Genomic DNA, 24,807 nt, shown 5'->3' with positions numbered 1-24,807 from the left:
CTTTTTTCAGAAACTCTACAAGAAATTACCCGTCATTGCTTTTGATGTAATAGCAATTCCAGTTGCTTGGTATTTTGCTTATTGGCTCCGTTATAATATGCAGCCCTTTCCGAGCAGCCTTGTTACCATTCATTCTCTTTCTGCATTGTTGATTTTAATGACGATGCAAATAGTCTGTTATTACTATTTTCGGGTCTATCGTGGCTTATGGCGTTTTTCCTCTTTAAATGATGTAGCAAGAATTATTAAAGCTACAGTTTGTGCAACAATACTCTCTATACCAGCTTTTTATTTGACCTCGCTTCTGCAGCATATTCCTCGTTCAGTATTTCCTCTGTACAACATGATTTTAATAACACTGCTTTGTAGCGGTAGATTATTAATGCGTTCTCTTTGGGATAAACGGGGTAGAGACGGTCAGACTTGTGAAATTAAGCGCGTATTGATTATTGGGGCAGGTCGAGCAGGTGAAAGTCTGGTGCGTGATTTGAAACGTACGCAATCGTATCTACCAGTTGGTTTTGTCGATGACAATCTTAGTAAAAGAGGATTAGAGGTCCATGGAATCAGAGTTTTAGGTACCTCTCGCGATTTGCTCGATTTAGTTATCCAGCATCATGTCGATCTAATTTTTATTGCTATTCCGTCAGCAGGCTCCGCAGCTATGCGACGTATAGTTAGTCATTGTGAAAAATCAAATGTGCCATTTCGTACCTTACCTAGCATCCCTGCTTTAGTGGCAGGACGTGTAGAGGTTAATGCACTTCGAGATGTTAACATCGAGGATTTATTGGGGCGCGACCAGGTACAATTACAATGGGACAAAATTGCTGCCAATATCAAAAATAGACGAGTCATTGTGACTGGGGGTGGGGGATCGATCGGTTCTGAATTATGCCGTCAAATTATGGCACTTCATCCAAATAAGTTATTAATTGTAGAAAATTCTGAGTTTAATTTATACAAGATAGAGCAAGAGTTAAGCGAGAACTTTCCTCAGGTTGCGCTTGAATTAGGATTGGTATCGGTAACTGATCAAGTCGCAATTGACTACCTATTCGACCAATTTAAACCACAAATTGTATTTCATGCAGCGGCTTATAAACATGTGCCCATGCTTGAAGATCAAATTCGTGTCGCCGTACAGAATAATGTTTTGGGGACTCAAATCGTCGCAGAGGCGAGTGTAGCTGTTGGGGTAGAAAAATTTATTTTGATTTCCACTGATAAAGCTGTGAATCCTGCGAATGTCATGGGAACGACCAAACGGGTTGCTGAAATTTATTGTCAGAATTTGAACGAACGAGTTGACACCCAATTTATCACCGTACGGTTTGGTAACGTTCTGGGTTCTGCTGGTAGTGTAGTACCGTTATTTCACAAGCAATTGCAGGCTGGCGGACCATTAACAGTCACTCATCCCGATATTCAGCGCTATTTCATGACTATACCTGAAGCTTGCCAGTTAATTTTACAGGCAATGGTAAATGGTCACGGGGGAGAAATTTTTGTATTGGATATGGGTGAACCGATTAAAATCAGCTATCTTGCTGAACAAATGATTCGTTTGGCTGGTAAGGAACCTGGTAAAGATATCGCTATAGAATATACGGGGCTACGGCCTGGAGAAAAGTTATTTGAGGAGCTTTTTCATATTTCTGAGCAATTGGCGCCCACAGAACATGAAAAATTATTTAAAGCCAAATTTCGCCAACTGGAATGGCATGAGTTGATCCAAACCATTCGTTTGTTAAATACAGCGTGTGCTATGCATCATAATGAAGAGCTTTATGTTTTACTAAAAAGTTTAGTGCCGGAATTTAACTCACAGTTAGAAAAGGGATCAGTTGTTAATTAAGTCGGAAGTATCAATTGGAAAATGCCATTTCGAGTGTAATGAAGAGTATCCAATATAGTACGGTGTTTATTGCGGGAGATTTCTCACCGTATTAGATGACTGCAAGATGTGCATCAACAAAACTGGTACGTCACTAATTTTTCTACACAAAGATTTTTTCTGAAATACTTGTCGATTAAGATTTCCCTAATTTATGATGGAACATGGGCGACGTATATTGCATTTCAATGAATTTTCCTTATTCCATTATTGATTTAACTCATGATTTAAGTTCTTTAAGTCCTTCTTGGGATGGAGCTTGCGGTTTTCAGTGTCATAACGTAATCGATTATCAAGATTGTGGTATAAACTTACCATTTCGTGTGCAGCGTCTAAACATGCAAGCAGGAATCGGTACTCACCTTGATGCACCTGCTCATTGTGTAGAAGGTGGGAAAACAGTAGCAGAATTAGACCTAAATGATTTGCTTGCTCCGGCTGTGGTTATTAATGTTTCACAAAAAGCAAACTCTGAATACAAAATTGTTAGAGAAGATATTATTAATTTTGAAACCAAATATGGACAAATCAAGACTCACTCGTTTGTGATTATTTATACGGGCTGGGATAGATATTGGCAAGAACCTGAAAAATATCATAATAACTATAAATTTCCTTTTCTTGCTCAAGAAGCGGCAGAGTTACTTTTGGCGAGAAAAGTAGTGGGCTTGGGTACTGATACTCTATCACCGGATAGGCCTGATACCGGCTATCCAGTTCATAAACTGTTCTTAGAGGCAGGTAAATACCTTATTGAAAATGTAGCTAATGCGGCGAAATTGCCCGCTGTAGGTAGTTACATTCTTGCCTTACCACTTAAAATTTTACAAGGTACAGAAGCCCCACTCAGGCTTGTTGCATTAATGAATAAGGAAGAAAAATGACTATAAGTTACGATGATTTTGCTCGGGTAGATATACGTTCAGGTACGGTAGTAGAGGTTAAAGAATTCTCACGCGCTAAAAAGCCAGCTTATAAGGTTTGGGTTGATTTTGGTCCTGAAATTGGTATTTTGCAAACTTCAGCACAGGTGACAGCGCATTATACGCCGGAATCTTTATTAGGTAGATTGGTTGTCGGTTGTGTGAATTTGGGTGAAAAAATATTGCTGGTTTTATCTCACAATTTTTATTACTTGGTTTTTCTGATGCAAAGGGCGCTATTTGCTTGATTACTGCAGAGCCAAGTGTAACAAATGGCCAAAAATTGCATTAGGATTTATTAATGCCATCTTTTTTGATTCGTGAACCGATAGCGGATGACGAATTGCTTTTTTAGAAGCAATGCGCAACAGTTATTCTTTCCATTCTCCCTGGGTGAAAACTCCCCTGACCTCTATTGAGTTTCATGACTACCTCTCACGTTCTCAACAAGTGAATCAACGCAGTTTCTTACTTTTAAGGGATAAGCAGTTAGTAGGGGTTTTTAATATCAATGAAATTGTTAGAACTGCGTTTCAAAGTGCATATTTGGGTTTTTATGTGGTTTCTTCTCAAGCTGGTAAAGGTTATATGAGTCTAGGGCTAAGATTAATTCTTGAAAAAGCCTTTACGGATTTAAGTTTGCATCGTTTAGAAGCGAATATTCAACCCCAAAACCAGGCTTCGATTAGTTTGGTACGTAATAATGGCTTTCGCAAAGAGGGCTTTTCGCCGCGTTATCTTAAAATAAACGAACGCTGGTGTGATCATGAGCGTTGGGCGCTTACACTCGAAGAGTGGCAAAAATAATTAACCTGCTTTGAGATGTATTTTGGTACGGGTGCTAAACTTAATACAGATGCGCACTAGGAGAAAAACTTGTTAGTTATCAATGGATCTTCAAATAAATTCCTCCTGTTAGTTATTGTGCTTTGGGGATTTTTTGCTTAGTCGATACGAGCGCCTATGCAGCATCTCAGTTAGGGAGTGCTCAACGTCCAATACGCGTTGCAGCAGTTAATGAAGCGCCTTTTGTTATTTCTAAAGATAAATTATTGACCGGTTTGGCGGTTGATATTTTCAAATTTATTGCTGAAACTCAGCATTGGCATTACCAAATTATTTTAGTGAGCGAAGATATCGATGCAGCCATTGATGCGCTTGCAGCAAAAAAATTTGACATACTTATTGGACCTGTTTCGGTTACAAGTGAGCGTATAACCCGAGTTGATTATGGTAGGCCTTTTTTTCTAAGTGAAGTAAGACTCGCATTTAACACGCACTCAGTATCGGCCCTTGATACCTTCTACAATCTATTTAAGGCAATACCTCTGCTGCTAGTTGGTTTGGTTGTTCTAGGCTTTTTCCTTATTTCGAATCTTATTTGGCTTGCCGAAAAATCAGTAAATGAAGAAATGCCAAAGGAGTATGTTAGAGGAACATTTTTCTCTCTTTGGGTGTTTATCTCCCATTTTCTCAAAGGAGGAATGTTTTACAGACCGAAAACAGCGGCGGCGCGTGTTGCTATTACATTTTGGTTTATAGTGGCTTTATCTTTTTATTTGATTGTAACATCAACTTATACGGCTTATATGACAGCTAAAATAGTTAGTGCTATTGAACCAATTCATGATATTAGTGATTTACGTGGTAAAAAATTAGCTTATATAAAAGGTGAAATGTACATTAAATATATTAAAGCGATTAATGCGGATCCGATACCCAAAGTCGATTTAGTTGCAGCAATAGACGCTTTACAAAAGCAGGAAGTTTTTGGGGTAGTGGAAGACGCTTTACTTTTATCCACTGTGATTGATGCTTCAAATTTTAAAGATCTAACTATATCCAGTTTTAAATTCAATAGTGATGAACTTGGTTTTGCTTATACGCAGAATAGCCCAATCAGAAATATCATGGATCGAATGATTGTGACTATGCAAGATACAGGCGAGATGGAGACGTTGTGTAAACTTTATTTAGGCAATAAATATTATAAGAACTGTGAATTTTAACTTTCTAGGAACCAGGCGTGTCATTTTAAGCTTCGCGGCAGACAGCTTCTATGTTATGTCCATCGAGATCCAATATATAAGCTGCATAATAGGTTGGATGATAAATTTCTCTTACTCCTGGTGAACCGTTATCTTTTCCCCCAGCGGCTAATGCAGCCTTATAAAAAGCGTCAACCATTTTTCGGGTTTGGGCACGAAAAGCAATGTGAATGATTGGTGTAGTTTGAGTTCCTTGTTTAAGCCATAACTCTGGTTGACCCTTAATAGAGAAGCCTGCCCATTCTTCCCACTCCATAAATAATTCATATCCGAGAGGTTTTAACACGTTAAGATAAAACTCTTTACTGCGTTTGATATCGGAAACTTGTAAACCAACATGATCTAACATGTATTTTTCTCCGTTTTTATGGATGATTAATCCTAGTGTATCATCTATCTGATTGTGCAAAAATTATATTTCTCAATTTTGATAAATTATTAACCAAAATTATGTTTTTGTGAAGGACGAGTTATTCATTTGTAAAGGAGTTTATTTATGAAAATTATTGTTATCGGAGCATCAGGAATAATAGGACAAGCTGTAGTAGAAGAACTGCATTCACGACATGAAATTATTAAGGCAGGTTATAAAAGTGGTGATATTCGGGTAGATATCACTGACAAACATTCTATTGAAGCCATGTTTAAAAAATTAAGCAGATTGATGCGATTATACTTACTACGGGCAAGGTGCATTTTGGCGATTTTATGCAAATGAATGATCATGAGTTCAATGTTGGTTTACAAGACAAATTGATGGGGCAGGTTAATAGCGTATTAATTGGTAGAAATTACCTTAATGAAGGGGGCTCGTTTACTTTAACCAGCGGGATTTTAAGCCATGATCCAATTCGCTATGGTTGTTCTGCTTCAATGGTTAATGGTGCTTTAAATTCGTTTGTAGTTGCTGCAGCGTTGGAAATGCCCAAAAAAGCAACGCATCAATTGTATCAGCCCCACAGTAATTACTGAGGCTATGAAGAATTATGCAGAGTATTTCAGGGGATATATGCCCGTCAGTGCTGCCCGGGTAGCACTTGCTTATAGCAAAAGTGTCGAGGGATTACAGACTGGAAAAGTCTATCAGGTTCAATAGCTTTTTTTCGAGACTCTACCGTGGATTTTAGTGTAACCCCGGGTTTTACCCGGATTACAATTTACTCTGTTTTTTCTTTACGATCAGGGAAAATATCCTTAAATTGCAGATGTTTATTGATTTCCATAGCAATGTGATGGCGTTTAGAAAAACCACCGATTGTATAGACTAAAACAGGTCCGACAAAGCTGATAAAGCCCATGGCAAAAGCGATTTTATAGGTCGGATCTTTATTTAATAATAAGAAAATCAAACAGCCGACCATCAATATAATAGCGATCATACCTGTGTAAGGTGAGCCTGGGGTCCTATAACTTAAATCGTTTGTGGTATAACCTGCTTGGTATAAACGTTTACGGAAGTTAATTTGGGCCCAGCAGAGCGATATCCAAGCAATGGCACCAGTAAAGCCTGAAACAAGCAATAGAGCAATGTAAAGCATGGATTGACCAAAGAAATAACCAGCAGCAAGTAGCAGCCAGATGGCAATCAAAGTAACGATACCCGCATTTTGTGGTACTGCATTACGATTAAGTAAGCTCAATTTATGGGGGGCCATACCATTGCGCGCCAGTGCGTTTAGGGAGCGGACTATTCCATAGACCCCGGAGTTGGAGCAGGAGAGTGTTGCTGTCAATGTTACAAAACTGGTGACTGCACCTGCCCAATTCAATCCATAGAAATTCAGGGCATCAGCAAAAACAGAATTGGCAAGTCCGGCTTTTTGCCAAGGGAAAATTAATACCAAACAAAAGACTGGGATAATGTAAATGAAAAGAATTCGAAACGTGACGTTTCGAATAGCGCGGGGAATCATGCGAGCCGGGTTAATCGATTCACCGGCGGCCAGCCCGATAATTTCTGACCCTTGGTAGTTGACTAATAATAAAACCATGGCTGTTAATAAGGCCATCTTGCCATTAGGAAAGAGTCCTCCTTGGTCAAAAATGAACTTTGCACCAATAATACCAGCGGGTTGAGGACCATGAATAGCGCCTAAGAAAATGAGAATGGCGAGTATAACAAAGCCCATCAGGGCCAGGATTTTAATTAAGGCCAACCAAAATTCAATTTCACCAAAGGTACCTACTTTGGCGATATTGATATAGGTAATTAATAAGCCAAAACAGACCGCCCAGAGATACCCGTTTATACCCGTAAAATGCTGCATAATAATGCCACCTGCGATACATTCGGCAGGAATATAAGCGACCCAACTAATCCAATAAGACCATCCTACGCCACAGGCGATGGTAGGAGAGATGAAATCAGCGGTATAGGTAATAAAAGAACCGGAGATGGGAATAGCAACAGCCAATTCTCCCATACATAGCATAGTGAGATAAATGATCAAACCGCCTAACATGTACGCGAGAAATACAGAGGGGCCAACCAGATTAACGACCTCGCCAGTGCCCAAAAAATAGCCAGACCCAATAATTCCACCTAAGGCTATGAGTTGCACATGACGATCTTTTAAACCGCGTCTATAACCACCATCATTGATTGGGGCTGCATGATTGTCTTTATGATTAATCACTCGCTGTATAGTCTCTCAAAAAAGGAAGCCGTTAATTGGCTGGAAAATTGTACAATAATTTTCTATTTTGTCCATAAATTTCTATGGAACATAATAATAAAAAGAGATTTTTATAAGAAAAAAGCTGAGAAGGCAAGATTTATTTTTAGCATAATTTATTTGATAATTAATTAGCGAATAAATCAAGCCTACTTGTTAGATTTTTTGGCGTTTTGCTGTGCGATTGTCACTACAAAATGAGCCTATATTTTTGATTTATTCCTCCTAATCATGAGCGAGCGAGCAAGCAAGCAATGCAAATATTATCAACCGAACGAATCTTTTTAAGAACTTGGCAAGAATCTGATCTGTTGCCTTTTGCACAAATGAATGCAGACAAAGAAGTGATGAGGTATTTTCCTAATCCGTTAGCGGCACAAGAAACAGTGACACTGGTTGAGCGCATTAAAGCGCATATCCGGCTGCATGGGTTTGGTTTATGGGCTGCGGAACTGAAAGAAACAAACGCTTTTATAGGTTTTATCGGTTTAAGTGTCCCTACTTTTTCCGCGCATTTTACTCCCTGCGTAGAAATTGGTTGGCGTCTCGCCCAACCTTATTGGGGACAAGGATTAGCAACTGAAGGAGCAAACGCTGTTTTAGCTTATGGTTTTAGTTATTTCAAATTAGAAGAGATAGTTTCTTTTACTACGGTGCACAATCAGCGCTCACGACGGGTCATGGAAAAAATAGGGCTTATTCATCATCTAGAGGATGATTTTGTTCATCCGAATTTAGCACTTAATCATCCTCTGTCGCGGCATGTTTTATATCGTTTGTCGCATAAGCAATGGCAACAGCGTGTTACAAAAGAGAACGTGGCGTAGGGCTGACAAATTAGAACGTGTCTTTATGTTGAAAAAGGTAGTTTCTGTAGTGTAGCACGGGTAGGAACAGTCATGTCTTTTACTCGTGTTCTTATACGTAGGTTGGGCCAGACGCCCGATCTACGTTGGAGAAAGAACATAGAAAGTAACAGGATTAACAAACAAGAGCTCATTAATTTACCACAACGCAAAACGAATGCAGTTTTTTAAAGCCTTTGTCTGAGATTATTTAAACTTGCTTTTCAAGACAGTATCTACGCTAGAGAGTATGAAATTATGCTGTTCCAATAAATTTTTTGCCCGTAGCAGGATTTCTTCTACTTGTTTATTTTTGAATATAACGTGATTATGCAAGCCAATGGTGATAATTGTCGGCGCTAGTTCTTGAAGAGCGTGCAAAGCTTCCTCTTTCTCTTTGGCTGTCTGGGCGTTTTCCAGTAAATTGATGTTAGCTAAAAAAGCAGCAACACTACCTTTTCTTACTTGCACCCCATTCATTTGGGCAAAATCAGCACCATCAGGAATGATATCACTAGCTTGAATACCTTTAGTCATTCTCCATTTCTCCTTATAAGCTATTTATAGTTGCAATATACTGCCCTTTTTCAATCTGATAAAAATTATCTATCTGTATAGCTTCCAAAAAATCCTCATCATGGGAGATAGCTAGAATTGCTGCTGGAAATTCTTTTAATATCTGTATGATATGTCCTCTTGTTTCTAAATCAAGGTTATTACATAACTCATCCAAAATAAGAAGCTTGGGAGAGTAGGCTGCAATTTGAGCCAAGCATAATCTTGCTTTCTCACCACCTGATAAATCGCAAACCAGTGTATTGATTTCTTCATTCTTACGAAACAGAAAACGATTTAAGTGCTCTCTGATTTCTTGTGTAGTCCTATTTAACATTAGTGCTTGAATCGTTGTGAAAGCACTGTCGTGACTAGAGAGGGTGGCATAATGTTGATCAAGGTAGCCTATATCTTCCAGTCTTGGTGTATGCCAATCGCCTGATTTCCTCAGGTTGGCCTGATTTAGAATGGCTTTAATGAAGGTTGTTTTGCCGCTGCCATTGGCTCCTGCTATAGCAATTCGTTCATTGCCTTGTAATGAAAAATTAATCGCCTGAATAATTGGTTTATCATACCCTACGGTACCGTCTCGAATTGATAATAAAATGCGTGAATTGACTTGGCCTGCTTGAAGCGTGAATTGCGGTTTAATAACTTCTGGGTGTTTTAGTTCGGCGAGCTGATTAAGTAAGGCTTTTTTCGGCAGCAATGCCTTTTTTATTCTTATTGGCAGTAGCCTGCCCGTGCCCCTGAGCACTGCGCAAGGCTAATTTATCGCCATCATACTTATTTTCACCATAAATTTTACGTTTTTTAGCGCGTTCTTGTTCCTTCATCAGCTTTTGATGTGTCTTTCTTTGTCTTATCGCAAGTTGTGAAATAGCCTGCGAAATGGCTTGATGTTGAATGGTCAATTCATGGCAATAATCATCATAGTTACCTGAGAAAATATGAATTCGATCATTATCTATATGCCACAAGGTATTGACAGTTTGTCGAAGTAATTGCGGATCATGTGAAACAATGATCAACGTTTCTCGATAAGTATCCAGTAATTTAAAAAGGGCTCGTCGATTGGCTTTATCCAGATGATTCGTTGGTTCATCCAGTAAAAGCAGGTTGGGGGAACGGCTTAATGCCTTAGTCAGCGCACAATTGAAAGCTTGGCCGCCGCTTAGGTGATTGTAGCCATTAATAATTTGAGGTACATAGGCTAAAACCAGATCATTAGGACGTCTTATTTCTCCTTCATAAGATTCTATTGCACCTGACAGCAGATTGAGTAAAGAAGATTTGCCACTACCATTTCTGCCCATAATAGCAATACGTGAACCATGGTGTATGTTGGTGCTGAAATCTTGAAAACAGATTTTTTGAGGGAAGGACAGGGTAAGACTGTCAATACAAAGGGGTTTATGCATGATATTGCTCTCAATATTTAAAGAAAATCCAGAAAACTACGTCTGGGCATTTAAAATTTATTGAGAAATAATATTCATGTTATTGAGAGTCCTGTTGCATAAACTTTATAAGTTTTGCATAGTAACAGATCTGAAAATGGAAAAATAGGCTTATTGAGAAGCGAGATGGACAAACTATTTGTACAGAACATCCTTAGCTTGTATGGGGCGCGGGGAAAGCAGTGGCTTGATAATCTACCTGAAATAATAGAAAGTAGGGCAGAATTTTGGCAGATTAGCGGGCTAAAATCACTAGGGAATCATTCTTACAATTATGTGCTTACTGGTCTGCAAAATGAAAAGGCAGTTGTATTAAAACTAAACCCAGATGATACAAACTTAAATAAAGAAGCGAAAGCGTTGCAGGCTTTTGCAGAGTTTGGTGTTGTTGCTTTGTTAGATCAAATGGATGATGCTTTGCTGCTTGAATGTGCTGTTCCAGGCAATTCATTAAAAAATTACTGGCCGAAGAGGGAAGAGGATGCTATTAAAATTGCTTGTAAGGCCATCAAAAAATTACATCAGGCTCCATACCCAAAAGAGGGTATTTTCCCTTCAATAGACGAGTGGCTTGCAGCCTTGGATAAAGAGTGGGACATTCCTGCTATTTATCTAAAGCAGGCTCGTGAACAAAAAGAATCTCTCCTTAAGACCAGGAATGAAACCAGATTGCTTCATGGGGATTTCCATCATGACAATATCCTTGCTCATGGAGAGGATTGGTTACTTATTGATCCAAAAGGTGTTTTGGGTGAACAAACCTATGAAGTGACTACCTTTATTCGCAATCCAATGCCAGAGTTACTTGACTCAGAAAGAGCATTAGCTATTTTACAGAATCGTGTCGAGAGGATGGCTGTCTTGCTTGAATTGGATAGACAGCGGATATACAAATGGTGTTTTGTACAAACCATTCTTTCTTGGATATGGAATTTAGAAGATGGTCTTGATACAGCCTATTTTAGACAATTGGCGACAATTTTTTATTCCCTATTGCCTCGCCAGGCTTAAGAAAAAGATTCAGCGTTGACTGTTGTAAATGCAATCGTTATTTTCATTAGGGGCTGCTACATTTCACTGGCTTGAGTCAAAAGACCCTATTAGTACGAATGGATTGTTAGGGCATTGTCTAATCAACAGGGATGGGAGAAACGATGAAAATTTCAATCATTAAGCTTTGCCTTGAAAAATATGATGAGCATAAAGGACCTTTCCGCACTTATCTGAAAGAAGAACCACATATTAAAGACTTGCGGGATTTTTATACTGCCCGTAAGGGAGATGGTCAAGATAGGAGTTTATCACCGGAAGAACATTTAAAAGTGGTTACCATTGCTCTAGGTAAAAAACATTTAATGAATCACAAAGTAGCTTGGCGTTTACAGACTTACTCCAATCTTTAGGTGGAAAAGAAGCTCTAGAATACCTGGAGAAAGAAGGCCAATTGAATGGTAAAAATCTTGCTTATCTTGAGAAACATCCGGCTGATACTGTGAGTTTGGCACGATTTATAGTGTTAGTTCATCAAGGCATATCCCCTGCAGAACCAACGCTGGATGAAGTGATAGATAAAATTAATATTGCAGAATTACCGGAAAAACTAATTGATATCACGAGGGTGCTCAGTGAAAAATTACTAAATCCAACGATTCTAACTAGGCTTATTCAATGTGACTCATCAAGTTGTCTTACCGATGTTTTGATTTTACTAGCCAGGCATGGCCTTAACAAAGAAGAAAATATTAGTCACTTGCCCCATAAAGAAAACCTTTTGATGCTGAAAAATATTTTAGAAACGTTAGAAAAAACGGATCTTAAATTAATGTTACAGACTAATGTAGCGGCGATCTTGAGATTTGGTTCAAATCTTGGTGAGTTAAACAGCGTTCTTACAGAGTTAAAGTTGGCCAAGCAGTTAACGCAAGCTCACTTAACCAAGATTTTTGAGTATGTTGAGGTAGTTACAATGGGCTCCTGGCTCGCAACAGTATTGCGTATTTTTAGACAAGCGGATTGGGATATCGAACATAATCTGGAGGCTATTTTAGCAGCGGGAAGCTCTGGGCAGGAGGCTGCGGATTTTATAAAAATCGTGAGATTGCCAGACTATTAGGTCAAAGGCAAAGAGGACAAACTTTTTTCGCTTTACCCAATCAAAAATCTCAAAAAGAAAGAAAGCAGATGCTGAAGTTAAAGGCTGACTCCTTAGTAGACATCGCAGTAATGTGTGGTAATGGTCAGTTAGAAGCAAAGACAGGGGAATGCATTGCCGAGGATCCGATGTTTCCTGTTCAAATGATGTGAATCCAGTCCTGTTGCTGTTGCATATTAATTTTGGCGCTTTTATCTGATGAGGTTGTCATTCCAAAATGGAAAAGATAAAGGAAATTAATTTGTTTGACTTGTTTTAGAACAGGCGATAGTATTTTTTGTAATTTTTTCAAACAAAATGAGCAACATATTTTTAATTTCTAAGTAGGAGATGTAAGTGCGAACCGATATATATGACAGGCTGATAATGTTGCATAGAAAAATGCATGATTCAAGTAAGTTAACAGCAGAGCGTATACAAGCCGCAAGTGATTTTGAAAGAATCGCTCAAACCTGTGATGATAACACGAAAAAAATTATTTATGATGCAATAGGAGAAGCCCCTTCCATCACCGCTTCACTACTCTATACTTTGCGTGCAGCAAGCAATGATTATGTCGCAACGAGTTCATTTTTTTCTGCTGCAGAAACTTTCTTTAAGGTTGCAAATACCAGATTGTATAATCCAACTCATGAAGAGCGAGACGAAACCAATGTGGTACTTGATGCAACAAGATCTGAACCTACAATGGATGTACAGCACGGGTACGGAGCAATAGTGGATCTGGAAAACACAGATCAAGCGGATGCGGATGGCCACGAGTATCGTTTTTAACCTAGGAGATAGCTATTGCGATCAGCACACAGCATAGTGAATTACAGGTTCAATAGCTATCCACTCCAAATTGATACAGCTAAGACACCTTCTTTTTCCCCATATATTGTCTTTTAAATAAGGTTTGAAAGCCAAGTTTTTCATACACAGACAAGCCGGATTCAGAAGCTTCCAGAAAACAAAATTTGGCGCCGAAACGTCTCGCTTGTTCCAAAACATAACTGATTAGATAGCTGGCATAGCCTTTTCGTTGGTAAGCAGGCAAAGTGCTCACATCGTCAATGCGGGTAAGATTTTTATTTGTTGATAAGGTTAAAGCGGAGATTGGTTTATTGTTTTCATAGAGGCAGAAATGCTGAAATTTTGTTCCATTAAGCAGGGCTCTTGCATGAGCTTCTTTGTATTGAGTGCAAATGTCGAGAGTTGATTCAAATGCGTCTACCAAAGGCAGCATCCAGTCAGTTAAATTTGTATCGACTGCTTTGATTAATACAGGTGAAACAAGGGGCAATATTTGCTTTTGTTGCAATTCGGCAACCATGGCCACCCCTTTTTCGCGATATTCAAAACCGATTGTTTCTAAGTTATTTTGAAAATTCTCATCAAACGACTGTTCACACACAGCAATTGTCCAGGGTAACTCTTGGGTCGTAAAAATTCTGGCAGATTCGGTAAGAACCGTTTTACTATCGCTGATGTTTTCTTGACAAATAAGGAGATTAAGGCTTTCTGCTTCCACAGCAGCTAGATAAATGACTGCCTGACCAGCAAAATCAATGCATTCTTTGCTGATTGATCTGAAAAAATAATCCTCAGAGTGCTTAAAAAATTCGATCAATCGGTTATTCATAAAATGAGTTCGCGGATGAATGAGGGGGAAAATTAGTTTTATTTGGCGGAGAGAGAGGGATTCGAACCCTCGATACGTTGCCGTATACACACTTTCCAGGCGTGCGCCTTCAACCGCTCGGCCATCTCTCCAAGCGCGAAAGAATATACTCATCTACTAAGGAAATCAAGAAAGTCTATGATGACTATATTTTTTAATTCACTACGAGTAGAATGCGGAAAAAATAATCATTGAGGGTTAAATATGCGCGTTTTTGCAATTACTGGGCCGATAGGTTCGTCAATCCAAAAATTTTCACAGCAATTTGCTGAGAAGATTGCTGAGAAAGTAGATGTGACGATCATCGATGAGTCTGAGTTTGTAGTATTAACAAAAGATGATGAAAAGGATGACGAGATTACCAAGCTAATACCAGCAGAATATAACAAAAATAGCCCCATTGATTATGTACGTTTAAAAACGACTATTTCTTCTCAATCGGGGATAGTCATTGTGAGAGGAAATTATCTCTTTGCTGATGAGTCTTTACGCGCCTTTTTTGATGTTAAAGTATTTGTGAGTACTGATGGGGATACCTGTATGGCTAATTATTTGAAAACCATCAAACCAAATGCAACCACGGTAAGTCCCGTATTAGATTTTTTTGAGACGGATATCAAAATCAAAAATGATCAACAAATTAACCCATTACAAAAATATACTGATATAACCATACCCGAAGCCAAACTGGATGGTCCAGGAATGATGATGTTATTAAGCAGTGTTGATGGACTATATCCACAACTGCCAAAAGAAGTGAGAGGGAATAAATTTCAGGGTTGCTTTTTACTACGCTAGAAGGTGTTCAGCCGAAGAGCAAAAAGAGGGGACTGAGATAATAAGGACTGGTGGACTAGACGCTCAACAAACTAAAGAGTCTCAAGAGCGTGCTCCCTACTTTACTGTACCTCCCAACATTTGAGGTTAGCTGCAGTAGTTTGAGCAGGCAAAATACAAATAAATGTTTATAATTAGGATAAGGATTGCTGGTTATAAAAGAGAAAAATATGGCTAGTCGTTTGCTTATGGCGCTTTGCGGAGTGGGGTTTTCAGCTCAAAGCTTGGCTTTTCCTTGCTTTCTTACTTTGGCCAAAGATAGTTGTTGGATCGACTATGATGTCAAGGTAATAGTGATGGATGCAAGTACCAATCAGCCTCTTACAACAGTTGAGGTTCCTAAGGGACAGTCATGGGCGAGACAACCTTTTACCTGCCAGCCAGGCCAGAAATTAATTTATCAGGCAACCTTTCAACCGGCATTTTGGCAGAGCGAAGTAGGGAAGGTTTATACCGCTATTCGTTACTGGTCTTTGCCTGCAACGCCGCAACCTGGCGATACCGCCTGGGATATCCCCGTTTGTTATCCGGCTGCTTTTGCTGCTGTTCCGTTTCCTCCTAATGCGACGGGGAGTTGCAAATGTGATTTTAGTAATATTCCTCCGGTGAAACCGCAGCCGGCCAGTTAAATTCACGCCTGGTTTTCTTTTATTAGACCTCTTTTCAAACTTGTTGAGAAGAGTGAATCGCAAGGAGACATAGAGCGGAGAACTGGAGTGCATACCCCACAGTATATGAGGATTCGAGCACCGCATCGACGAAGCAATTTGCCTCCTGAGTAGAGTTTGGATAGAGGTCTATTGGCACAAGCACCGCCCTTTGTGTATCATGCTCTATTCGATGGAGATAAAAATAACTAGGGGCGTAACTTGGTGACTTTAAGACATCAAATCGGGCAAATGCTTATTATGGGTTTTTCAGGGACAGTAATTGATGATCTGAGTCCTGTTAAAGAATGGTTAAGCACGGACGGTTTAGGTGGGGTATTGTTGTTTGACTTTGACTTAACCAAACAACAACCCGGCAAAAATTTACTGGATATCGCACAAATCAAACGATTAACTCAGCAACTGACTCATTACGCCAATAAATCTGCAGGGAAAGAAGGGCTACCTCTCTTTATTGCGCTGGATTACGAAGGGGGGGCTGTCGATAGATTGCGTCATATTAAAGATTGTATGGCGACAATGAGTTCTCATGAAATGGCGCAGTTATCTGATGATTTGTTGCAAATTGAAGCTAGAAAAATGGCTGAAACCTTAAAAAACCTGGGATTTAATCTAAATTTTGCCCCTGTCGTTGATCTCAATTTGAATGAAAATCAAGGTATTATTGGTAAATTAGGGCGTAGTTTTTCTGTTGATCCAAAGCGAGTCGCACATATTGCCAGACAATTTGTAGACGTGTTTTCTAAACAGGGTATTAGTTGCTGTTATAAACACTTTCCAGGTCATGGCAGTGCCGTTGGTGATACTCATCATGGTTTTGTTGACGTAACTGCAACTTTTCAGAAGAGTGAGCTCGAGCCTTACCGTTTATTATTAAGAGAAAACACTTCTTTACCAATTATGGTGATGACAGCGCATGTGATCAATCGTCAGTTGGATGCTAGCGGGTTACCCGCCACCTTGTCGCAAGCTATTCTAACTGGGTTGCTTCGCCAAGAATTGGGATTCGATGGTGTCATAATCAGTGATGATTTACAAATGCATGCGATTAGTAAACATTATTCTGTGGATGACGCTTTGCGTTTAACTATTAATGCTGGGGCCGATATGATAATTTTTGCCAATCAGCTAGGAGAAATTACTGCGACTGAAGTTATTGATAGAATTGAGCAGTTAGTACTCTTAAATGCTATAGAACGGGATCGCATAGACCAAGCTTATCAACGGATCTCTCGTTTAAAGCGGTTGCAGTTGGCCTTAGAGAAGACATCTGCTGTACAATGTGCTTGACTTGGCAGTAGGCTGTGTTAAAATATGCTCTCATTGTTCATAAAAAATACATTTGTTGGTGATTATGAAAGACTCTAACTTATCTTATCCGACTATTACCTCGTTCTGCTTCTCTTCTGCAATCCTGCCTTGCTGTTGTTGTTGCTAATCCCCTTTTTAAGTTAGTCAATCTTTAATTAATTATTTTATAAGGTATTTTTCATGTGCGCGCAACATTCTCAGAAAAAAGATGGCTTAGTACCCCTTTTTTATACACTGTCATGATTCTTCTTGGTATTGTCAGTGGATATTCCGACATTTATTTGTTAAAAACCTTCGGCTTGTTTATTGCTGATGTATTTATAAAAATCTTTAAATGCATCAGTTTGCCAATTATTTCTTTGTCCATTATTGTCACTTTGTCAAATTATCGTGCTGATGGTGTTATGCGCACGATTTGGCGGCGTGCAATGTGCTATACCTTAGGTACCACGCTCATTGCTGCAGCAGTAAGTTGCTTGCTGTATCTGTTAATTCAGCCTGGCATGGTTGGTGCCATTAAACAGGTTGTTAGCGAGCCGCAAACAGCTAATCAACTTTGGCTATTTCCTAGCACATTGCCAATCTGATTCCTTCGACTATATTTTCACCATTCCTAGAACACCAGGTGATGGGTGTTTTATTAATCGGGATTGTGATTGGTATAGCAATTCGGTTTATTCCCGAGCCTGAAGCCAGACAAACGATTACACAGTTTTTCCGTGGTGCACATGGATTATTTATGGTAATAACCAATTGGGTAATTACTCTTATTCCTTTAGGTCTTTATGGTTTCATTACTACGACTGTCGTGCAATTACGAGATGGTATGGCAATTAAAGGGATTGGTGAATACTTGTTGATTATAGTTCTTGCCAATTTGGTTCAAGGTTTTGTGATTCTACCTTTGTGGTTAAAGTCACAGGGCATTAAACCTTTTGCTGCATTTAGAGGAATGTTGCCCGCCTTATCGGTTGCTTTCTTTTCTAAATCGTCCGTGGGTACTTTGCCAGTGACAATGGAAACTGCTGAGAAAAATTTGCATGTTAAACCTGAAGTAAGTCGTTTTGTATTACCACTTTGCACGAGTCTAAATATGAACGGCTGTGCAGCGTTTATTTTTACTACTGTCATTTATCTCATGCAAAATCATGGGATAGAAGTTTCTTTCGCTATGATGGCTTTATGGGTAGTTATTGCAACCATAGCCGCTATCGGTAATGCCGGTGTACCAATGGGGTGCTTTTTCCTCAGTGCCAGCTTGCTGGCAAGTATGAATGTGCCGATTACTTTAATGGGGATTATTTTACCATTCTACAGCTTAATCGATATGTTGGAGACGGCCTTGAATGTTTGGTCAGATTCTTGTGTTGCTAAAGTTGTGGATGATAAGGTTAAGCAAGAAAAGAAATCGTTGTGCCAACCTCCGATCAAGTTAATGTAGTGAGCTCAGTCTAAACCCGTGATGAATTCAATCTGTCTCTATGCTCCTTGGTGGTATTGACCACCAAGGCTCTTTTCTGGCCCTCAAAATCGTTAAATTGTATTATTATTTATCTTATCAGGACTGACTTATATTGCGCGTTTTGAAGGAATCTAATGTGTTTAGGCAATTGCTAATACAAATTTTTTTGTGGCTAGTTGCAATGGCACTGTTACTTTTTGTTCCAGCTGGTACCCTACAATGGTTGGCTGCATGGGTTTTTATTATAGAAAACATTTTATTAGGATTAATTATCGGTATTTGGCTTGCTAAACATGATCCGGCTCTTTTAAAAGAGCGCCTCTCCTTTATTATTCAAGTAGATCAGCCGTGGTGGGATAAGATCTTGGTGATTATTCTTTTTAGTCTCATGATAATTTGGTTGCCGTTTATAGCGCTTGATGCGGTACGTTTTCACTATTCTTATGTGCCATTTATGTTCCAGATTATTGGTGCGTTAGGTATTGCTATCTCCATGTATTTTAATTATTTAACATTTCGTGAAAACACATTTGCATCACCTGTAGTTAAAATTCAGAACGAGCGTAAGCAAGTAGTGATCAGTACCGGTCCTTATGCTTATGTACGTCATCCCATGTACACAGGGGCGGTTTTTTACTTTTTTGGCACGCCTTTATTGCTTGGTTCCTGGTGTGGATTAATTTTTCCTTTTTATTATCTGCCTTGCTTGCTTATAGAGCCTATCTGGAAGAGCAAATACTACAAAAAGAGTTGGAAGGGTATGAAACCTATATGAAGCAAGTACCTTATCGTCTTATCCCTTATATTTGGTAAAGTTAGGTTCCTTAGAGAAAGGAGGCATTCTTTAAAACCACGTAAATTTATCAGTCTATATTAATTCTTTTTGTAAATCTTTGCCTGGAAATAGGAGTTAAGCTTCATTCTTATTAACAGTTAAAAGCTGCTCGCAGATTGCATAATAAATCTTCTTAAGTATTTCTAGATCCACGAGAGAAACACATTCATTAACTTGATGAATTGTGGCATTGACAGGGCCTAATTCAATTACCTCCACGCCATAAGGCGCAATAAAACGGCCATCTGAGGTACCTCCACTCGTCGATAATTCAGGCTGTCTATCAGTAATTTTTTTATGGCTTTTAGGCTACTTTCTAGTAGTTTGCCTTGTGAAGTTAAAAAAGGTTCACCATTTAATTGCCACTCAATGGTTGGATTAAGTCCGTGCCGTTTAAAACAAGCATTTACAGATTCTTTTAATGTGGCAGCAGTTTGTTCTGTTGAAAAACGAAAATTAAAATGCATCACCACGTCACCTGGAATAATATTATTCGCTTGGCCGCCAGCCTTAATATGAGTGATTTGCAAGGAAGTAGGGGGGAAGTGCTGATTGCCTTCATCCCAGTGAGTAACTGTGAGTTCGGCGAGGGCAGGACTTAGGGTATGGATGGGGTTTATTGCCAAATGAGGGTAAGCAACATGCCCTTGTTTACCCTGAAGAACCAATTTGCCAGTAAGGGAACCGCGGCGACCAATTTTGATAACATCGCCAACTTGGTTATTGCTGGAAGGTTCACCTACAACGCAGAAATCAGGATGAATACCCAATTTTTCAATTCAGCCATAATATAAGGAGTACCGTGAACAAAATCATCTCCTTCTTCACCACTAGTAATTAAAAAACCGAGGCTGCCTGTAAAATGAGGGTTTTTTTGCACAAATTCTGCAGCCATAACCATCATCGCTGCAAGACTACCTTTCATATCAGCACTACCGCGACCATAAAGCAGGCCATTTTTTCTTGCAGGATAAAGGGAGCTGTTTCCCATTTACTTTGCTCACCAACCGGTACGACATCAGTATGACCGGCAAATAGAAGTAGTGGAGCCTGGTCGCCTAGACGAGCAAAAAATTAGCGACTGGAGGACTATCAAAACGCTGACACTCAAACCCATATTGTTTGAAAAAATCAATCATGTAGTCTTGGCAACCTGCGTCAGAAGGTGTCACTGATGCAAAACTGACAAGTTTGGCAAGTAGGGCTTGAATGTCATTCATTATTTTACATCCCGCAATAACTCATTGATGCTCACTTTAGCACGAGTTTTTTCATCAACCTGTTTGACAATAACAGCACAGTAGAGATTGTGAGTACCATCTTCACTAGGCATGCTGCCAGAAACAACAACGGAGCCTGCTGGTATACGGCCATAACTCACTGTGCCTGTCAGGCGATTGTAAATTTTGGTGCTTTGTCCTAAGAAAACCCCCATCGACAAAACTGAATCTCGCTCAACGATAACCCCTTCTACCACCTCTGAACGGGCACCAATAAAACAATTATCTTCAATAATAGTAGGGTTAGCTTGCAAGGGTTCTAAAACACCACCTATCCCTGCTCCTCCTGAAAGATGCACATTTTTACCAATTTGAGCACAGGATCCTACTGTTGCCCAAGTATCAACCATAACGCCTTCATCAATATAAGCGCCTATATTGACGTAAGAAGGCATCAGCACCGTATTTTTTCCTATAAAAGCGCCTCGTCTGATCATGGCATGAGGAACCAAACGTACACCGGCTTGGTTGAATTCTGCAGCACTATACTCTGTAAATTTAAGCGGGACTTTGTCATAAAATTGGCAAAAACCGCCATCAATGATTTGATTGGGATAAAGTTTAAAGGATAATAAAACGGCTTTTTTAATCCATTGATGAACAACCCATTCACCGTCAATTTTTTCAGCAACTCGATAATTTCCCCTATCAAGCTCCGCGATGACTTCATCCACTGCGGTAATTATCTCTTTTGATACGGTCGTAGGGGATAACTCATGTCGCTGCTCAAAGCCCAGCTCGATAATGCTTTGTAGTGAATTCATCTTTTGTGCCCTGATAATGAAATGACCGTTAGTATACCTAATCAAATTAAAGTTGTGAGGGGTTTTGCTGTAAAAACTAGGGATAAACAGTCAAAACGACAATATTCTGATTTGCAGGGAATGGCAGGGCGGTTATACTTCTCCAGTGCTGTTTAATAAGGATTTAAGAATGCGGTTATTAATCACAGGCGCTGCTGGCTTTATTGGTTTTCATTTAGCTAAACTTCGTTTAGAACGTGGTGATTCCGTTATTGCTATAGATAATCTGAACGATTATTACGATGTTCGTCTAAAGTACGCTCGACTAGAGCAATTACAATCCTATGCTAATTTTCAATTTTATCATGCAGATATTAGCGATACACAAAGAGTAAAAGAGATTTTTGCCAGCCATAAACCTCAACGGGTTGTTAATCTAGCCGCGCAAGCTGGGGTTCGTTATTCATTAACCAATCCTCATGCTTACGTGCAGTCAAATGTAGTCGGTTTTACTAACATCGTGGAAGCTTGCCGACATTACCAGATTGAGCATTTGGTATATGCGTCAACAAGCTCTGTTTATGGTGCAAATACTACGCAGCCTTTCAGCGAGAGTGACGCGGTCAATCATTAACTTCGTATAATGTATGCTATACGAAGTTATTTACGACTGATAGCCCATTCTTATTCACATCTCTATCAACTGCCAACAACAGGCCTGCGTTTTTTACTGTTTATGGTCCTTGGGGCAGGCCGGATATGGCTTTCTTTCTTTCACGCGCGATATTTTGGCTGGAAAGGCAATAAAGGTTTATAACCACGGCCAGATGCAACGAGATTTTACCTATATTGATGACATTATTACTGGTATATCATTAGCAATTGATAAACCGGCAGCAGCAAATCCCAATTGGTTAGCAGCAAAGCCTGATGCAGCGAGTAGTTATGCGCCCTACAAAATATATAATATAGGATGTGGTACTCCAGTGAATTTATTGGATTATATTCAAGCAATTGAAGATGCAACTGGTAAAAAATCTATCAAAGAATTTTTACCGATGCAGGATGGTGATGTTGTATCAACCCATGCTGATACTTGCCGTTTACAAAATGAGCTTGGGTATTTGCCCAAAATTGATTTTCGTGAGGGAGTTTCTCGTTTTGTGGCATGGTATTTAAGCTTTTATCACTAATTTTAGAATGAATATTTTCTAACCATTTGATCCGAGTGGTTATTTAAATTTTAAACTGGCGATTAGTTTATCTTTTTCTAACCAGCTAGCGTTCAACCAATTTCTAAATTCAGTTTGTGTCTGTTCGTCATCAATTAAACCGGGATTAGCAAATTGCTTGGGAATTGGCAACTGGCGGATATGTACTTTGATTGCATTGACTCTGCGGCAGAGAAAATCCCACAGCGAATGATTCTTAGAAGAATAAATAATCGTTACATCCAAGATGCTAGTAAATTGTTGGCCCATAGTACTAATGACAAAACCAATACCTCCGGCTTTAGGTTTTAATAGATACTGATAAGGTGATTTTTGTTGCTTGTTTTCTGTAGGGTGAAGCGTGTGCCTTCGACAAAGCTCATTATGGTTGCTGGTGTATATTTGAATAATTTAATCGCTTTGTGAGTTGCCTGGATATCTTTACCCTTTTTGTGGGGTCTTTTTGCCAGATAATCTTTTGAATAACGTTTCATAAAAGGACAACCCATTGCCCACCACGAGAAGCCCAAGAGTGGTATCCATTTAAGTTGATCTTTAATAAAAAATTTTAAAACGGGTATTTTTCGATTAAAAAGGCGCTGCAGCACAACAATATCTAGCCAGCTTTGATGGTTGGCGATCACAAGATACCAATTTTTACGATTTAAATTATCTAAACCAGTCACCTCCCATTTTACTTTTTGGGTGAAATTAATGTAGGCATTGTTAGTAGAGCTCCAGATCATGGCGATTCGATCTACAATCTTGGTGCAGAAAGTTTTCCAACGTAGATTAGGTAGTAGCTTTAATAATCCTAGGAAAAGAATGGGTATAAAGCAGACAATAGTAGAAAAAACTAACAGAATAATGGTAAAAACGGCATGTAATTGATTGACTGATTTTTTAATAAAATTCATTATGCACTCCGTTAAACATCAACTCAGGGCGTGATTTAAGTCAGCGATCAAATCATCTATATGTTCAATACCAACTGAAAGTCTGATAAATCCATCTTCTATTCCTAATGCTCTACGCTTTTCTGCTGGTACAGAAGCATGAGTCATTATGGCAGGATACTCAATCAAGCTTTCTACTCCCCCCAGACTTTCCGCAAGGGTAAATAATTCACAACGTGATAAAAAACGTTTGGCAGTATCCAGACCACCATTAATAACCATTGAAATCATCCCGCCAAAATCATGCATCTGTTCTCTGGCTAAAAAATGCTGCGGGTGACTTACTAGGCCAGGATAGATAACCTTGGAGATTTTAGGATTTTTTTCTAGCCAGTTAGCTAGGGCAAGAGCATTTTCACAATGTCTTTGCATACGTAAAGAGAGCGTCTTGAGGCTACGCAATACTAAAAAGCTGTCAAAGGGTCCGGCTACGGCGCCACAGGAATTTTGTAAAAAAGCTATTTTATCGGCGAGTTCAGGCGTATTTCCTACAACCACAACACCGCTGATTACATCGGAGTGACCATTCAAATATTTGGTAGCTGAATGCAAAACAATGTCAAAACCAAGTTCAATTGGGCGTTGTATCCAAGGTGTAGCAAAAGTATTGTCAGCGACTGTAATTAGATTGCGTCGTTTACCCCATTTTGCAATTTCGCGAATATTAGCCAGCTTCAGCATAGGATTTGAAGGGGTTTCAAGCCAAATCATCCGGGTTTCTGGACGAATTGCTTCCTCAATGTTTTTGAGCTCCGACATATCGACAAAGGAAAAAGATAAACCAGAAGTGCGTGTTTTAACCTTATCAAAGAGCCTGAAAGTCCCGCCATAAAGATCATCGGTTGCAATAACATGATCGCCTGCATTCAGTAAATCGATGACGGTATTGATGGCTGCCATGCCTGAGGCAAAAGCAAAACCACGTTGACCCGATTCAAGACTGGCTACACAACTTTCATACGCTGTTCGGGTTGGATTGTGGGTTCGTGAGTATTCATAACCCTGATGAATACCAGGTGCACTTTGGCGATAAGTCGACGTTGCATATATGGGAGTCATTACAGCCCCAGTGCTTGGATCTGGTTCTTGTCCTGCATGAATTGCACGAGTGTCAAAGTGAGTGGAGGCCATTAAAAATTCCTTCTTTGGGTTAAGCCTTACAGGCAAAAAGCACAGGAGCAGTATATAATAATCATAATGAACTGTGTTGAATCATGGAGTTAGCTTAAGGAGTTTATGCTTAATCACCCACGCGAATGAGGACTATTTTAGTGAGGGATTCATGC

The 24,807-nt window shown here is 39.4% G+C and carries 28 protein-coding genes, 1 tRNA gene and 3 pseudogenes; 20 read left to right on the top strand and 12 right to left on the bottom strand.

What is annotated here, in order from left to right; all coding sequences use genetic code 11:
- Positions 1–97: 97 nt before the first annotated feature.
- From BN58_RS13485 to BN58_RS13465, 5 genes and pseudogenes are all read left to right on the top strand, one after another.
- A complete protein-coding gene (locus BN58_RS13485; RefSeq protein ID WP_019217285.1) occupies positions 98–1,858 on the top strand; it encodes a polysaccharide biosynthesis protein in 1,761 nt (586 codons plus the stop codon).
- A gap of 227 nt (positions 1,859–2,085) precedes the next feature.
- Entirely contained in the window at positions 2,086–2,781 is a 696-nt protein-coding gene (locus BN58_RS13480; protein WP_019217284.1) for a cyclase family protein, read from the top strand.
- Positions 2,778–3,112: pseudogene (locus tag BN58_RS25420) on the top strand (tRNA-binding protein). Before BN58_RS13480 ends, BN58_RS25420 begins: the two are co-directional and overlap by 4 nt.
- A gap of 68 nt (positions 3,113–3,180) precedes the next feature.
- Positions 3,181–3,627, top strand: a complete 447-nt coding sequence (locus BN58_RS25415) for a GNAT family N-acetyltransferase (protein WP_019217282.1) — start codon at positions 3,181–3,183, stop codon at positions 3,625–3,627.
- Between the two features lie 122 nt (positions 3,628–3,749).
- The gene (locus tag BN58_RS13465; RefSeq protein WP_019217281.1) at positions 3,750–4,829 is read left to right on the top strand and encodes a transporter substrate-binding domain-containing protein; all 1,080 of its coding nucleotides are present in this window, start codon (positions 3,750–3,752) and stop codon (positions 4,827–4,829) included.
- A 25-nt stretch (positions 4,830–4,854) separates the two neighbouring features.
- On the opposite strand, the gene BN58_RS13460 is transcribed toward BN58_RS13465, so the two are convergent.
- A complete protein-coding gene (locus BN58_RS13460; RefSeq protein WP_198009904.1) occupies positions 4,855–5,277 on the bottom strand; it encodes a VOC family protein in 423 nt (140 codons plus the stop codon).
- A gap of 87 nt (positions 5,278–5,364) precedes the next feature.
- On the opposite strand from BN58_RS13460, the gene BN58_RS38270 reads away from it, so the two are divergent.
- Both BN58_RS38270 and BN58_RS38265 read left to right on the top strand, forming a co-directional pair.
- Positions 5,365–5,586 carry a Rossmann-fold NAD(P)-binding domain-containing protein gene (locus tag BN58_RS38270; RefSeq protein ID WP_232220624.1) on the top strand — a complete coding sequence of 74 codons (222 nt, stop codon included), beginning with the start codon at positions 5,365–5,367 and terminating at the stop codon, positions 5,584–5,586.
- The gene (locus BN58_RS38265) at positions 5,583–5,840 is read left to right on the top strand and encodes a Rossmann-fold NAD(P)-binding domain-containing protein (protein WP_232220623.1); all 258 of its coding nucleotides are present in this window, start codon (positions 5,583–5,585) and stop codon (positions 5,838–5,840) included. Before BN58_RS38270 ends, BN58_RS38265 begins: the two co-directional genes overlap by 4 nt.
- Positions 5,841–6,025: 185 nt before the next feature.
- On the opposite strand, the gene BN58_RS13450 is transcribed toward BN58_RS38265, so the two are convergent.
- A complete protein-coding gene (locus BN58_RS13450; protein WP_019217279.1) occupies positions 6,026–7,504 on the bottom strand; it encodes an amino acid permease in 1,479 nt (492 codons plus the stop codon).
- Positions 7,505–7,797: 293 nt separating this feature from the next.
- On the opposite strand from BN58_RS13450, the gene BN58_RS13440 reads away from it, so the two are divergent.
- Entirely contained in the window at positions 7,798–8,370 is a 573-nt protein-coding gene (locus tag BN58_RS13440) for a GNAT family N-acetyltransferase (RefSeq protein WP_019217277.1), read from the top strand.
- 225 nt (positions 8,371–8,595) lie between these two features.
- On the opposite strand, the gene BN58_RS25405 is transcribed toward BN58_RS13440, so the two are convergent.
- Genes BN58_RS25405 through BN58_RS28700 form a run of 3 tightly spaced genes read right to left on the bottom strand, consistent with a single transcriptional unit; the run spans position 8,596 to position 10,364 of the window.
- On the bottom strand, positions 8,596–8,925 hold the full coding sequence (locus BN58_RS25405) for a hypothetical protein (protein WP_019217276.1): 330 nt from the start codon (positions 8,923–8,925) through the stop codon (positions 8,596–8,598).
- A 13-nt stretch (positions 8,926–8,938) separates the two neighbouring features.
- Positions 8,939–9,652: an ATP-binding cassette domain-containing protein gene (locus BN58_RS28705; RefSeq protein ID WP_051131917.1), complete on the bottom strand. Its 714-nt coding sequence runs from the start codon at positions 9,650–9,652 to the stop codon at positions 8,939–8,941.
- Positions 9,627–10,364, bottom strand: a complete 738-nt coding sequence (locus BN58_RS28700) for an ATP-binding cassette domain-containing protein (RefSeq protein ID WP_051131916.1) — start codon at positions 10,362–10,364, stop codon at positions 9,627–9,629. The genes BN58_RS28705 and BN58_RS28700 overlap by 26 nt, the downstream gene beginning before the upstream one ends.
- Before the next feature lie 165 nt (positions 10,365–10,529).
- Between BN58_RS28700 and BN58_RS13425 the strand changes: the two genes are divergently transcribed.
- The 5 genes from BN58_RS13425 to BN58_RS13405 all read left to right on the top strand — a co-directional run bounded on the left by BN58_RS13425 (position 10,530) and on the right by BN58_RS13405 (position 13,329).
- Positions 10,530–11,414: an aminoglycoside phosphotransferase family protein gene (locus BN58_RS13425; protein WP_019217275.1), complete on the top strand. Its 885-nt coding sequence runs from the start codon at positions 10,530–10,532 to the stop codon at positions 11,412–11,414.
- Between the two features lie 143 nt (positions 11,415–11,557).
- Positions 11,558–11,806 (top strand): hypothetical protein, encoded by a 249-nt coding sequence (locus BN58_RS13420; protein ID WP_026069473.1) that lies wholly within the window; start codon positions 11,558–11,560, stop codon positions 11,804–11,806.
- Positions 11,776–12,516, top strand: coding sequence for a hypothetical protein (locus BN58_RS13415; RefSeq protein WP_019217273.1), 741 nt, complete (start codon positions 11,776–11,778; stop codon positions 12,514–12,516). Before BN58_RS13420 ends, BN58_RS13415 begins: the two co-directional genes overlap by 31 nt.
- Before the next feature lie 68 nt (positions 12,517–12,584).
- The gene (locus BN58_RS36245; protein ID WP_019217272.1) at positions 12,585–12,707 is read left to right on the top strand and encodes a hypothetical protein; all 123 of its coding nucleotides are present in this window, start codon (positions 12,585–12,587) and stop codon (positions 12,705–12,707) included.
- Positions 12,708–12,891: 184 nt separating this feature from the next.
- Positions 12,892–13,329: a hypothetical protein gene (locus tag BN58_RS13405; protein ID WP_156812522.1), complete on the top strand. Its 438-nt coding sequence runs from the start codon at positions 12,892–12,894 to the stop codon at positions 13,327–13,329.
- A 79-nt stretch (positions 13,330–13,408) separates the two neighbouring features.
- Here the strand turns inward: BN58_RS13405 and BN58_RS29965 are convergent, their stop codons facing one another.
- Entirely contained in the window at positions 13,409–14,179 is a 771-nt protein-coding gene (locus BN58_RS29965) for a GNAT family N-acetyltransferase (protein WP_019217270.1), read from the bottom strand.
- Positions 14,180–14,222: 43 nt separating this feature from the next.
- Positions 14,223–14,310 (bottom strand) — tRNA-Ser (locus BN58_RS13395).
- A gap of 112 nt (positions 14,311–14,422) precedes the next feature.
- Here BN58_RS13395 and BN58_RS13390 point away from each other — a divergent pair.
- From BN58_RS13390 to BN58_RS25385, 5 genes and pseudogenes are all read left to right on the top strand, one after another.
- Positions 14,423–15,016: a nucleoside/nucleotide kinase family protein gene (locus BN58_RS13390; protein ID WP_019217269.1), complete on the top strand. Its 594-nt coding sequence runs from the start codon at positions 14,423–14,425 to the stop codon at positions 15,014–15,016.
- A 185-nt stretch (positions 15,017–15,201) separates the two neighbouring features.
- Complete coding sequence (locus tag BN58_RS13385; RefSeq protein WP_019217268.1) at positions 15,202–15,684, top strand: hypothetical protein; 483 nt, start codon at positions 15,202–15,204, stop codon at positions 15,682–15,684.
- 240 nt (positions 15,685–15,924) lie between these two features.
- A complete protein-coding gene (locus tag BN58_RS13380) occupies positions 15,925–17,013 on the top strand; it encodes a glycoside hydrolase family 3 protein (RefSeq protein ID WP_019217267.1) in 1,089 nt (362 codons plus the stop codon).
- Between the two features lie 201 nt (positions 17,014–17,214).
- Positions 17,215–18,475, top strand: a pseudogene (locus BN58_RS37885) (dicarboxylate/amino acid:cation symporter).
- A 202-nt stretch (positions 18,476–18,677) separates the two neighbouring features.
- The gene (locus BN58_RS25385; RefSeq protein WP_198009903.1) at positions 18,678–19,271 is read left to right on the top strand and encodes a methyltransferase family protein; all 594 of its coding nucleotides are present in this window, start codon (positions 18,678–18,680) and stop codon (positions 19,269–19,271) included.
- A 135-nt stretch (positions 19,272–19,406) separates the two neighbouring features.
- Here the strand turns inward: BN58_RS25385 and dapE are convergent.
- Both dapE and dapD read right to left on the bottom strand, forming a co-directional pair.
- Positions 19,407–20,551 (bottom strand): annotated as a pseudogene (dapE, locus tag BN58_RS37085) (succinyl-diaminopimelate desuccinylase).
- Positions 20,551–21,375, bottom strand: coding sequence for a 2,3,4,5-tetrahydropyridine-2,6-dicarboxylate N-succinyltransferase (dapD, locus tag BN58_RS13360; RefSeq protein WP_019217266.1), 825 nt, complete (start codon positions 21,373–21,375; stop codon positions 20,551–20,553). The pseudogene dapE and the gene dapD overlap by 1 nt, the downstream one beginning before the upstream one ends.
- 169 nt (positions 21,376–21,544) lie before the next feature.
- On the opposite strand from dapD, the gene BN58_RS34470 reads away from it, so the two are divergent.
- Both BN58_RS34470 and BN58_RS34465 read left to right on the top strand, forming a co-directional pair.
- The gene (locus BN58_RS34470; protein ID WP_019217265.1) at positions 21,545–21,988 is read left to right on the top strand and encodes a GDP-mannose 4,6-dehydratase; all 444 of its coding nucleotides are present in this window, start codon (positions 21,545–21,547) and stop codon (positions 21,986–21,988) included.
- Positions 21,989–22,097: 109 nt separating this feature from the next.
- Positions 22,098–22,547 carry an NAD-dependent epimerase/dehydratase family protein gene (locus BN58_RS34465; RefSeq protein ID WP_232220619.1) on the top strand — a complete coding sequence of 150 codons (450 nt, stop codon included), beginning with the start codon at positions 22,098–22,100 and terminating at the stop codon, positions 22,545–22,547.
- 39 nt (positions 22,548–22,586) lie between these two features.
- On the opposite strand, the gene BN58_RS34460 is transcribed toward BN58_RS34465, so the two are convergent.
- Genes BN58_RS34460 through BN58_RS13345 form a run of 3 tightly spaced genes read right to left on the bottom strand, consistent with a single transcriptional unit; the run spans position 22,587 to position 24,652 of the window.
- Positions 22,587–22,835, bottom strand: a complete 249-nt coding sequence (locus BN58_RS34460; RefSeq protein ID WP_019217264.1) for an acyltransferase — start codon at positions 22,833–22,835, stop codon at positions 22,587–22,589.
- 38 nt (positions 22,836–22,873) lie between these two features.
- Complete coding sequence (locus BN58_RS25370) at positions 22,874–23,482, bottom strand: acetyltransferase (protein WP_232220618.1); 609 nt, start codon at positions 23,480–23,482, stop codon at positions 22,874–22,876.
- A gap of 18 nt (positions 23,483–23,500) precedes the next feature.
- The gene (locus BN58_RS13345) at positions 23,501–24,652 is read right to left on the bottom strand and encodes a trans-sulfuration enzyme family protein (RefSeq protein WP_019217263.1); all 1,152 of its coding nucleotides are present in this window, start codon (positions 24,650–24,652) and stop codon (positions 23,501–23,503) included.
- Between the last annotated feature and the right edge of the window lie 155 nt (positions 24,653–24,807).

Origin of the sequence: Legionella tunisiensis (assembly GCF_000308315.1) — a bacterium.
Taxonomy (GTDB): Bacteria; Pseudomonadota; Gammaproteobacteria; order Legionellales; family Legionellaceae; genus Tatlockia; species Tatlockia tunisiensis.
Note: the sequence above shows the minus strand (reverse complement) of the source record. Positions and strands in the feature narration are given on the sequence as shown.